This is a genomic window from Actinomadura sp. GC306, from assembly GCF_004348665.1.
In the GTDB taxonomy this organism is placed as follows: domain Bacteria; phylum Actinomycetota; class Actinomycetes; order Streptosporangiales; family Streptosporangiaceae; genus Spirillospora.
The window spans coordinates 19,626-30,523 of the sequence record NZ_SMKM01000046.1; the positions used below are offsets into that span (position 1 = coordinate 19,626).

The following is a 10,898-nucleotide window of genomic DNA, read 5'->3' on the forward strand; positions in this document are numbered from 1 at the left end:
CGCGGTCATCGGCGACTTGGACCTACCCTTCCCTCGTACCGCGCGTTTCCGGCCGCCGCCCGGCGGCGACGAAACCACCCGGTGTGCAAGACAACGAGGCCCGTTCCTTGGACAATGCACGCTGACATCCAGGGGAGAAAGCGAATCCAAGCTGTGACAGCGACCACCAGCCAGACGTCCATCGGCCAGGGCCCCGCGCCCGGGGTCCGGCCCATCACCCAGCGCATCGCCGAAGAGATCGGGGTCGGCGAGGGGCAGGTGCGGGTCGCGGTGGACCTGCTCGACGGCGGGGCGACCGTCCCGTTCATCGCCCGCTACCGCAAGGAGGCGACCGGCACCCTCGACGACGCGCAGCTCCGCGCGCTGGAGGAGCGGCTGCGCTACCTGCGCGAACTGGACGAGCGGCGCGCCGCGATCCTGGAGTCGATCGAGTCGCAGGGCAAGCTCACCGACGAGCTGCGGGCCCGGATCACCGAGGCCGACTCCAAGGCGCGGCTGGAGGACATCTACCTCCCGTACAAGCCGAAGCGGCGCACCAAGGCGCAGATCGCCCGCGAGGCCGGTCTCGAACCGCTCGCCGAGCTGCTGCTGGACGACCCGTCCCACGACCCGCAGGCCGCGGCCGCCGGCTACGTGGACGCGGAAAAGGGCGTCGCCGACGCGGCCGCCGCGCTGGAGGGCGCGCGGGCCATCCTCGTCGAGCGCTTCGCCGAGGACGCCGACCTCATCGGCGCCCTGCGCGAACGCATGTGGAACCAGGGCCGGGTGGTGTCGCGCGTCCGGGACGGCAAGCAGGAGGCGGGCGCGAAGTTCGCCGACTACTTCGAGTTCGCCGAGCCGTTCACGAAGCTGCCCTCGCACCGCGTCCTCGCGCTGTTCCGCGGCGAGAAGGAAGAGGTCCTCGACCTCGACCTGGAGCCCGAGGAGGCCCCGGAGGACGGCGCGCGCAGCTCCTACGAGGCGGAGATCGCCCGCCGGTTCCAGATCACCGACCAGGGCCGTCCGGCCGACAAGTGGCTGTCGGACGCGGTCCGCTGGGCGTGGCGCACCCGGATCCTCGTCCACCTCGGCATCGACATGCGCACCCGGCTCCGGCAGGAGGCCGAGGACGAGGCGGTCCGCGTGTTCGCCGCGAACCTGCGCGACCTGCTGCTCGCCGCCCCGGCCGGGACCCGCGCGACGATGGGCCTGGACCCCGGTCTGCGCACCGGCGTCAAGGTCGCCGTCGTGGACGCCACCGGCAAGGTCGTCGCCACCGACACGATTTATCCGCACGAACCCCGCCGCAAGTGGGACGAGTCGGTCGAGACGCTCGCGCGCCTGGCCCGCGAGCACAAGGTCGACCTCGTCTCCATCGGCAACGGCACCGCCTCGCGGGAGACCGACAAGCTCGCGGCCGACCTGATCGCCCGGCACCCCGACCTGAAGCTCACCAAGATCATGGTGTCGGAGGCGGGCGCCTCGGTGTACTCGGCGTCCGAGTACGCGGGGCGCGAACTCCCGGGCATGGACGTCTCGCTGCGCGGCGCGGTGTCCATCGCCCGCCGCCTCCAGGACCCGCTCGCCGAGCTCGTCAAGATCGACCCGAAGTCGATCGGCGTCGGCCAGTACCAGCACGACATCTCCGAAGTGAAGCTGTCGCGCTCCCTCGACGCCGTCGTCGAGGACTGCGTGAACGCCGTCGGCGTCGACGTCAACACCGCCTCCGCGCCGCTGCTCACCCGCGTGTCGGGCATCGGCGAGGGGCTCGCGGAGAACATCGTCGCCCACCGCGACGCCAACGGGCCGTTCCGCACCCGCGGCGGGCTGAAGGACGTCCCGCGACTCGGCCCGAAGGCGTTCGAGCAGTGCGCGGGCTTCCTGCGCATCCCCGGCGGCGACGACCCGCTCGACGCGTCCAGCGTGCACCCGGAGGCGTACCCCGTCGTGCGCCGGATCCTGGACACCGCGGGCAAGGGCATCAAGGAGGTCGTCGGCAACACCGCCGTCCTGCGCTCCCTGAAGCCCGCGCAGTTCGTCGACGACACGTTCGGCCTGCCGACCGTCACCGACATCCTCGCCGAGCTGGAGAAGCCCGGCCGCGACCCGCGCCCGGCATTCAAGACCGCCACGTTCAAGGAGGGCGTCGACAAGCTCTCCGACCTCGAACCCGGCATGCTCCTTGAGGGCGTCGTCACCAACGTCGCCGCGTTCGGCGCCTTCGTGGACGTGGGCGTCCACCAGGACGGGCTCGTCCACATCTCCGCGATGTCGGACAAGTTCGTGTCGGACCCGCGCGACGTGGCCAAGCCCGGCGACATCGTCCGCGTCAAGGTCCTGGACGTCGACCTCCAGCGCAAGCGCATCTCCCTCACGCTCCGCCTGGACGACGAGCCCGGTGGTGACAGGCAGGGCCGCGACAGGCAGGGCGGCGGCAACCGGCAGGGCGGCGACCGGCGAGGCGAGCAGCGCGACCGGGCCGACCGCCCGGACCGCGGCGGCGGCCGGCCCGGCGGGCGCGGCGGGCAGGCGGGCGGACGCGGCGCCCAGGGCGGCGGACGCGGCGGCCGGCGCGGTGGCCAGGGCGGCGGCGGACGCGGCGGTCAGGGCGGCGGCGACCTCTCCGGCGGCGGCGCCATGGCCGACGCCCTCCGCCGCGCCGGCCTCGACAAGGGCCTGCCGGGCAAGGGCGGCGGCAAGCGCTGAGCTCCGCGCGGGCGGTCGCCGGTCTCCGCACGGAGGGCCGGTGACCGCCCGCGCGCCGCGTCGCGAGCCGCTGGTCCTCGGACGTCGACCGCCGGGCGTCGACCGCCGGGCGTCGGCCGCGGACCTCAGCCGTCGGCCGCCGGAGGTCGGCCGCCGGAGTCACTCGCTGAAGCCGCGCCAGCGTCCGTCCGAACCGGTCTCCGTCGGAGCCTCCGGACGGACCGGGCGGCGCGGCGGCCGCGGCCCAGGCTCCGGCTCCTGCCGGTCGTACGGGCCCCGGCCCAGCGGATCCTGCGCGTACGGGGAACGCTGCGGCGGGATCTGCTCCTGCGGCATCCGCTGGTGGGACGCGTGCTCGTCCGGTGCCGCATACCGGCCGTAACCGGGGTGCCCCGGGTACGGCCCGCCGAGCGCGGGCCCGCCCAGCGCGGAATCACCGAAGAGGTCCCGCGCGGACGCGGCATCCGCATCGGCGGAATCGCGCGGCGTCTCCGCCACGGGCCGGTGCCGCGGGAACTGCAGGACCGCGATCGCGCCCAGCGTCAAGGCCCCCAGCCGCATCGCCGAGTACGTCCCGTCCTGCGGCCACGCCTCCCCGTACATGAACGTGCCCATCGTCAGCAGGTACGTCTTCGCGGTGACGGTCATCACCGTGGCCACGATCACCACGCGGCAGCGCTGGAACGCCATCACCATGATCCCGAACCCGATGGCCGCCGCGAGCACCGTGAGGTAGGGCCACGGCGTCAGCGCGATCCGCAGGCTCGCGGCGTCGGCGTGGTCGCTCCACCCCTTGATCGCCAGCTCGGCGGTGCCGACCGGGAAGCCCGAGCTCAGCCCGTAGGCGATCCCGGTGATCGGGCGGGCGTGCCGGCCGTCCGGCCGGTAGTCGCCGAGGACCAGGATCAGTACCGGGATCACGACCGCCGGGGCGACCACCACGGCGACCTTCCACAGCGGCGCGCCCGCCGAGGCGATCGGCTCGTCCCCGCCGACCGAGGCGGTGAGCAGCAGGATCGCCCCGCCGATCAGGACGAGGCTCAGCCACTCGCGCGGCGTGAGCCGCTCCCCGAAGAACACCAGCGCGATGAACAGCAGCGGCACGATGCCGGACATGAAGATCGGCACCGCGGTCGACAGCGGCAGCATGCCGAGCGCGAGGATCTGCAGGCCGAGCCCGGCCAGCACGAACGCGAGCGCGACCAGGAAGATCCAGTTCGTGACGATCGTCCAGGCCATGTGCAGGATGCGGTTGCCCCGGAGGGGGGCCATCCGCTCCGCTGCGAGCTTGAAGACGGCGAACCCGAGGTAGTAGAGACCGGTCGCACTGAAGGCCGCGGCTATCCCGTTCATCCCGGACGAGTATGGGGGTTCCGAACCTTTATGTCACTGCCGGTGCGGGACCGTTGACACGGATTGGCCGGTCTTGTGGGCGTCCGATGTCCGCACCCGGCGCCGCTACCCCATAGACTTGGCCGCGCGAAGGCGCGGAGCCGTATTCGGCGTGCCCGTGCCGCTGAGAGACTGACCGGCTGAGAGACGACGCAGACGGACCGGGCAACGGGCCCGTAGGCGTGCAGGCCGAGGGCTCGCAGGCAAGCTCGCAGGCAAGAAGGCAGCACGCGTCGAACGCCGCGGCCGAGACAGCGCCCGATCAAGGAGACCTACCCCAGTGAAGACCGATGTCGAGGAGCTCACCCCCACGCGGGTCAAGCTCACCGTCGAGGTTCCGTTCGACGAGCTCAAGCCGAACCTCGACAAGGCGTACAAGGAGATCTCGCAGCAGGTGCGGATCAAGGGCTTCCGGCCCGGCAAGGTTCCGGCACCGCTGATCGACCAGTACGTCGGCCGGGGTGCGGTCCTGCAGGAGGCCGTCAACGACGCGCTTCCCGAGCTGTACGGCCGCGCCGTCGAGGAGTCCGAGATCTTCGTGCTCGGGCAGCCCGACGTGGAGGTGACCGAGCTGGACGACGGCACCCAGTTCGCGTTCACCGCCGAGGTCGACATCCGGCCGAAGTTCGAGGTGCCCGACTACGACGGCCTCGAGGTCGTCGTGGACGGCGCCGAGGTCACCGACGAGCAGGTCGAGGAGACCCTCGGCAACCTGCGCGAGCGGTTCGCGTCCCTCACCAACGCCGACCGCGCCGCCGAGGAGGGCGACTTCGTCACCATCGACCTCGTCGCCAAGATCGACGGCGAGGAGGTGGCGGACGCCGCCACCAGCGACTACTCCTACGAGATCGGCAGCAAGGCGGCCCACGAGGGCCTGGACGAGGCGCTCGTCGGCCTCTCCGCCGAGGAGGAGAAGACGTTCACCGGCACCCTGGCCGACGGCGAGCGCGCCGGCGAGGAGGCCGAGCTGACCGTCACCGTGCGGAGCGTCAAGGTCAAGAACCTCCCCGAGGCGGACGACGAGTTCGCCCAGCTCGCCAGCGAGTTCGACACCATCGACGAGCTGCGCGACGACGTCCGCACCCGGCTCGGGCGCCAGGTGAAGATGCAGCAGCTGTCCGAGGCGCGCGACAAGGCCCTTGAGGCGCTGCTGGAGAAGGTCGAGATCCCGCTCCCCGAGAAGGTCGTGGAGGAGGAGATCGGCCGCCGCAACCAGCAGCTGGAGCAGCAGCTGCAGATGGCCGGCATGACCAAGGAGGACTACCTCTCCGGTGAGGAGAAGACCGAGGAGGAGTTCGACACCGAGGTCGCCGACGCCGCGCGGCTCGCCGTCAAGGGCGGGTTCGTCCTCGACCAGCTCGCCGTGCAGGAGGAGCTCAACGTCGAGAACGAGGAGCTCAGCGAGTACGTCGTCACCCAGGCGATGCAGATGGGCGTGCAGCCCCAGCAGCTCGCCGAGTACCTCACCCAGAACAACCAGCTCCCGGCGATCGTCTCGGAGGTGCTGCGCAACAAGGCGCTGAACCTCATCGTCGAGCACGTCACCGTGAAGGACGAGTCGGGCAACGAGATCGACGTCGACGCCCTCCAGCGCGAGCTGAGCGGCGAGACGGGCGAGACCGTCCAGGCCGAGGAGGACGCCGGGGACGACGCCGGTGAGCCGGCGGCCGAGAAGGACGAGGACACCGCTGCGGACACCGCCGCGGAGGCCCCGGCCGCCGAGGCGAAGGACGCCGAGGCCAAGGACTCCTGAGTCGCCCTGGACGCGTTCCCAGCATCGAGCGGCCCCGCACCCGGAAACCGGGTGCGGGGCCGTCTTTTGGACGGCGCGAACCGGGGGACGGGGAAGAGGGCCCCGGGCGGTGCCGTCGCGACGGGAGCGCCGGGAGTGTCCGTCCTGTCCGGAGCGTCCGGCGGCGCGCGGGTACGCCCCTGGCGAAAAGGCGGCCCCCACGGCTTAAGCGGGCCCGTACGCGCGTTAATGTCCAAGCATCCGAACCGATTAAAGGACCGGAGGAACACCGGTGAGCATGCCTCCGACTTTCGACGAGTCGTCGCGGATCCAGGCGCGGGTCGCCGAGGCGCCCCTGTTGCCTCTGGGCGACCAGCTGTTCCAGCGGCTGCTGCGCGAGCGGATCGTCTTCCTCGGCCAGCAGGTCGACGACGACATCGCCAACCGCATCTGCGGGGAGCTGCTGCTGCTGTCGGCCGAGGACGGCCGCCGCGACATCACGCTCTACATCAACTCGCCCGGTGGCTCCGTCACCGCCGGCATGGCGATCTACGACATCATGCAGTACGTCCCGAACGACATCGTCACGGTCGGCATGGGGCTGGCCGCGTCGATGGGGCAGTTCCTGCTGTGCGCCGGGACGCAGGGCAAGCGCTACGCCCTGCCGCACGCGCGCATCATGATGCACCAGCCGTCCGGCGGCATCGGCGGGACGGCCTCCGACATCAAGATCCAGGCCGAGCAGATGCTGTACGTCAAGCGGACGCTCGCCGAGAAGATCTCCGAGCACACCGGCCAGCCGCTCGACCAGATCGAGCGCGACTCCGACCGCGACCGCTGGTTCACCGCCGACGAGGCGAAGGACTACGGCTTCGTGGACCACGTGGTGCTCAGCGCCAACCAGGTGCCCTCCGAGGGCCCCGTCTCCTGACGACCTGATTCTGCTGCGGAGGCACACAGTGAGCGACCTCATCCGACCCGGCTTCACCGATCTGGTCCCCGGGGGCGAGTCCCCGGCGCCGGCCCAGAGCCGCTACATCATTCCGTCGTTCGTCGAGCGCACCACGTACGGGGTCAAGGAGATGAACCCGTACAACAAGCTGTTCGAGGAGCGCATCATCTTCCTCGGCGTGCAGATCGACGACGCGTCGGCCAACGACGTGATGGCCCAGCTGATCACGCTGGAGTCGATCGACCCCGACCGCGACATCAGCATCTACATCAACTCGCCCGGCGGCTCGTTCACCGCCATGACGGCGATCTACGACACGATGCAGTTCGTCAAGCCCGACATCCAGACGGTCTGCATCGGCCAGGCCGCCTCGGCCGCCGCCGTGCTGCTCGCGGCCGGGACGCCGGGCAAGCGGGCCGCCCTGCCCAACGCGCGGATCCTGATCCACCAGCCCGCGACCGAGGGCACCTACGGGCAGTCCAGCGACATCGAGATCCAGGCGCGCGAGATCATGCGGATCCGCGAGCTGCTGGAGAGCATCCTGGCCGAGCACAGCGGCAAGAGCATCGACGAGGTCCGCCGGGACATCGAGCGCGACAAGATCCTTACGGCGGACGAGGCGAAGGACTACGGCCTCATCGACGATGTCTTCGCCAGCAGGAAGCGCAAAGCCGAGGTAGTGTCGTCCTGAGACGGCACATGGACGCGGGAGTCCCCGAGCCCGGCCGCCACACTTCCGGGCGAGGGGCTTTCCAAGTCAGTCGGAGGCGGTAACGTCGATTCCAACGTCGAGAGCCTTCGGGACGCAACCGAGCTGCGCCGCATTCTCCAAGGCGGGCGGCCCCACGAAAAGGAGACAGTTGGGTGGCACGCATCGGCGACGGTGGTGATCTGCTGAAGTGCTCGTTCTGCGGTAAGAGCCAGAAGCAGGTCAAGAAGCTCATCGCGGGTCCGGGCGTGTACATCTGCGACGAGTGCATCGATCTCTGCAACGAGATCATCGAGGAGGAGCTCTCCGAGACCTCCGACCTCAAGTGGGACAACCTGCCCAAGCCGCGGGAGATCTACGAGTTCCTGGACTCCTACGTCATCGGGCAGGACACGGCGAAGAAGGCGCTGTCCGTCGCCGTGTACAACCACTACAAGCGGATCCAGTCGGGCGACACCGGCAGGGACGACCCCGTCGAACTGGGCAAGTCCAACATCCTGCTGCTGGGCCCCACCGGATCGGGCAAGACGCTCCTCGCGCAGACGCTCGCCAAACTCCTCAACGTCCCGTTCGCCATCGCGGACGCCACGGCGCTGACGGAGGCCGGATACGTGGGGGAGGACGTCGAGAACATCCTCCTCAAGCTGATTCAGGCGGCCGACTACGACGTCAAGAAGGCCGAGACCGGGATCATCTACATCGACGAGGTCGACAAGATCGCCCGCAAGAGCGAGAACCCGTCGATCACCCGGGACGTCTCGGGCGAGGGCGTGCAGCAGGCCCTGCTCAAGATCCTGGAGGGGACCACCGCGAGCGTCCCGCCGCAGGGCGGCCGCAAGCACCCCCACCAGGAGTTCATCCAGATCGACACCACGAACGTGCTGTTCATCTGCGGCGGCGCGTTCGCCGGCCTGGAGAAGATCGTCGAGTCCCGCGTCGGTAAGCAGGGCATGGGCTTCGGCGCCCAGATCCGCTCCAAGTCCGACTTCGAGGAGTCGTCGGCCATCTTCGGCGACGTCATGCCCGAGGACCTGCTGAAGTTCGGGCTCATCCCCGAGTTCATCGGCCGGCTCCCGGTGATCACGTCCGTCCACAACCTGGACCGCGACGCCTTGATCAACATCCTCACCGAGCCGAAGAACGCGCTGGTGCGCCAGTACCACCGCCTCTTCGAACTCGACGGCGTCGACCTGGAGTTCACCGACGACGCCCTGGAGGCGATCGCCGACCAGGCCATCCTCCGCGGCACCGGGGCCCGCGGCCTCCGCGCCATCATGGAGGAGGTCCTGCTCTCGGTGATGTACGAGGTGCCGAGCCGCCAGGACGTCGCCCGCGTCGTCATCACCCGCGAGGCCGTCCTGGAACACGTCAACCCGACCCTCGTCCCCAGAGACCGCCCCAAGCGCGAACCGCGCGAGAAGAGCGCCTGACCGGGGTGAACGGCCGGCCGAGCGCCGAGGTGATCGTGGCCGCCGCCTGGCGGGACGTCCGCCGCGACGCATGGGTGGACGGTCGGCTGTCCGCCGCCGCCTACGCGGAGCCACGCCTGCGGCGGCTCTTCCCGTGGACGGGCATGGGCGAACTGCACTTCAGCCGCTGCACCGAGAAGCGGTGGACGTGGGACATCCCCTACGTCGCGCCCGCCATGGGCGGCGGCTACCGGGTGTCCGGGCCGTCGCGCACCCAGGAGGTCGGTGTGGCGGCCACCGCCGAAGAGGCCATCGCCATGGTGGTGGAGCGGCTCCCGGACGGATGCGGCGGCGCCTTCCCCGGGACACCCGAGGAACTCGCCGAGTACGAGCGCGGGCGAGCGGGCGGGTCAGGCGCGCGATTCGCCTAGGCCGGCTTCGCGGGCTACGACTATGGCCTGGGCCCGGTCTGCCACGTGGAGCTTCATGAAGATGTTCGAGACGTGGTTGCGGACCGTCTTCTGGCTGAGGAAGAGCGTTCCGGCTATCTCGGCGTTGTTGCGGCCCTGGGCGATCAGGGCGAGCACCTCGCGTTCGCGTTCGGTGAGTTCGGGGAACGCGGCCCGGCGCGGGTCGGGCATGTCGGTGAAGTACGTCAGGACACGGCGGGCTATCTCGGGGCCGTAGATGGCCTCGCCCGCGGCGACCGCCTTCACCGCGCGGGCGATCTCCTCGGCGCCGGACTCCTTCAGCAGGTAGCCGCGGGCGCCGGCGCGCATCGCCGCGAACACCGAGTCGTCGTCGCGGAACATCGTCAGCACGAGGACGCCGATCCGCGGGCTGGTCCGGGTGATGGTGCGGGTGGCCTCGATGCCGTTGCCGCCCGGCATGTGCAGGTCCATCACGACGACGTCCGGCTGCAGCTCGGCCGCCAGCCGCACCGCGTCCGGGCCGTTCTCGGCCTCGCCGACGACCTCCACCCCCAGTGCGTGCAGCAGGCCCTTGAGGCCCTGCCGGAACACCGGGTGGTCGTCGGTGATGAGAACACGGATGTTCTCGCTCATCTACGCCCGCCCTTCCCCATGGGAGGCCGATGGTACTCCGCGGCGGCCAGCGGCAGGCGGGCGGAGACGACCGTCCCGGCGCCGTTGCGGGACGTGATCACGCAGTGCCCGCCGACCTCGGCGGCCCACTCCTTCATCGCGGCCAACCCGCGCCGCCCGCCGTTGCGGGACGTGTCCGGCAGGCCGGGGCCGGTGTCGGCCACCACGACCCGCAGCTCGGTGTCCCGCGACAGCCGGACCGTGGCGGTGCTCCCCGGCGCGTGCAGCCGGACGTTCTTCAGCGCCTCCTGCACGATCCGGTAGGCCGCCACCTCCACCGCAGCGGGCAGCTCCAGGTGCTCGTCGTCGAACCGGACGTCCACCCGCTCGCAGCAGCCCTCGGCGAACGACTCGATGGCGGCGACGAGGCCGAGGTCGTCCAGCGCGGGCGGGCGCAGGCCGTGCGCCAGTTCGCGGATCTCGCCGACGGCCGTGGCGAGCCGGTCGCGGACGTCGGCGAGCAGCGGGTCCATCCGCTCCGGCTCGGCGGCGAGGGTGATGCGCGCCGCGTCCAGCGACATCGCGAGGCTCGCCAGGGTCGGCCCGAGCCCGTCGTGCAGGTCGTGGCGCAGCCGCCGGCGCTCCTCCTCGCGGCTGGCGAGGATCCGTTCCCGGGAGCGCTGCAGGTCGGCGGTCAGGCTGCGGAGGTGCGGAATGGTCGCGGCACGTGCCGCCACGGCCCCCGCGGTGAACGCGCCGGCCAGCACGGCGACGCGTGCCAGTACCGCTCGCATCCCGTCCCTCTCCCTTCGCGCCCCGCCGTCGCGGGTGTTTGCCGCCACCCTTTCCGGTGGGGCGACCCGGTGTCAGGTGACCTGTGTCCCGACCCTCACGGGAAACGCTTCCCGGCCCGTTCCGCCACCGATCGGCACACGGGCGGGCCGGGAAGCGTTTCCCGTGAGGGTCGGGACACAGG

At 70.9% G+C, this 10,898-nt stretch carries 9 protein-coding genes; 6 read left to right on the forward strand and 3 right to left on the reverse strand.

Annotated features, from left to right (window positions below; all coding sequences use genetic code 11):
* Positions 1 to 153 precede the first annotated feature (153 nt).
* Entirely contained in the window at positions 154 to 2,685 is a 2,532-nt protein-coding gene (locus E1200_RS09785) for a Tex family protein (RefSeq protein WP_279484070.1), read from the forward strand.
* Positions 2,686 to 2,844: 159 nt separating this feature from the next.
* On the opposite strand, the gene E1200_RS09790 is transcribed toward E1200_RS09785, so the two are convergent.
* Positions 2,845 to 4,038: a DMT family transporter gene (locus tag E1200_RS09790; RefSeq protein WP_207933266.1), complete on the reverse strand. Its 1,194-nt coding sequence runs from the start codon at positions 4,036 to 4,038 to the stop codon at positions 2,845 to 2,847.
* A gap of 319 nt (positions 4,039 to 4,357) precedes the next feature.
* Between E1200_RS09790 and tig the strand changes: the two genes are divergently transcribed.
* The 5 genes from tig (at position 4,358) to E1200_RS09815 (ending at position 9,310) form a co-directional block, all read left to right on the forward strand.
* A complete protein-coding gene (gene tig / locus E1200_RS09795; protein WP_131951511.1) occupies positions 4,358 to 5,830 on the forward strand; it encodes a trigger factor in 1,473 nt (490 codons plus the stop codon).
* Positions 5,831 to 6,107: 277 nt separating this feature from the next.
* Positions 6,108 to 6,740, forward strand: a complete 633-nt coding sequence (locus tag E1200_RS09800) for an ATP-dependent Clp protease proteolytic subunit (RefSeq protein WP_131951516.1) — start codon at positions 6,108 to 6,110, stop codon at positions 6,738 to 6,740.
* 40 nt (positions 6,741 to 6,780) lie between these two features.
* Positions 6,781 to 7,452, forward strand: coding sequence for an ATP-dependent Clp protease proteolytic subunit (locus tag E1200_RS09805; RefSeq protein WP_243708447.1), 672 nt, complete (start codon positions 6,781 to 6,783; stop codon positions 7,450 to 7,452).
* A 173-nt stretch (positions 7,453 to 7,625) separates the two neighbouring features.
* Positions 7,626 to 8,900: an ATP-dependent Clp protease ATP-binding subunit ClpX gene (clpX, locus tag E1200_RS09810; RefSeq protein WP_131951512.1), complete on the forward strand. Its 1,275-nt coding sequence runs from the start codon at positions 7,626 to 7,628 to the stop codon at positions 8,898 to 8,900.
* Between the two features lie 5 nt (positions 8,901 to 8,905).
* A complete protein-coding gene (locus tag E1200_RS09815; RefSeq protein WP_207933267.1) occupies positions 8,906 to 9,310 on the forward strand; it encodes a DUF6193 family natural product biosynthesis protein in 405 nt (134 codons plus the stop codon).
* Here E1200_RS09815 and E1200_RS09820 read toward each other — a convergent pair.
* A complete protein-coding gene (locus E1200_RS09820) occupies positions 9,290 to 9,943 on the reverse strand; it encodes a response regulator transcription factor (RefSeq protein ID WP_131951513.1) in 654 nt (217 codons plus the stop codon). The genes E1200_RS09815 and E1200_RS09820 overlap by 21 nt on opposite strands.
* The gene (locus E1200_RS09825) at positions 9,940 to 10,716 is read right to left on the reverse strand and encodes a sensor histidine kinase (RefSeq protein ID WP_131951514.1); all 777 of its coding nucleotides are present in this window, start codon (positions 10,714 to 10,716) and stop codon (positions 9,940 to 9,942) included. Before E1200_RS09825 ends, E1200_RS09820 begins: the two co-directional genes overlap by 4 nt.
* Positions 10,717 to 10,898 lie beyond the last annotated feature (182 nt).

Bases quoted from the DNA above. Each gene is read 5' to 3' on its own strand.
- E1200_RS09820 (WP_131951513.1), bottom strand. From the start codon at position 9,943: ATGAGCGAGAACATCCGTGTTCTCATCACCGACGACCACCCGGTGTTC.
- E1200_RS09800 (WP_131951516.1), top strand. From the start codon at position 6,108: ATGCCTCCGACTTTCGACGAGTCGTCGCGGATCCAGGCGCGGGTCGCC.
- E1200_RS09825 (WP_131951514.1), bottom strand. From the start codon at position 10,716: ATGCGAGCGGTACTGGCACGCGTCGCCGTGCTGGCCGGCGCGTTCACC.
- E1200_RS09790 (WP_207933266.1), bottom strand. From the start codon at position 4,038: ATGAACGGGATAGCCGCGGCCTTCAGTGCGACCGGTCTCTACTACCTC.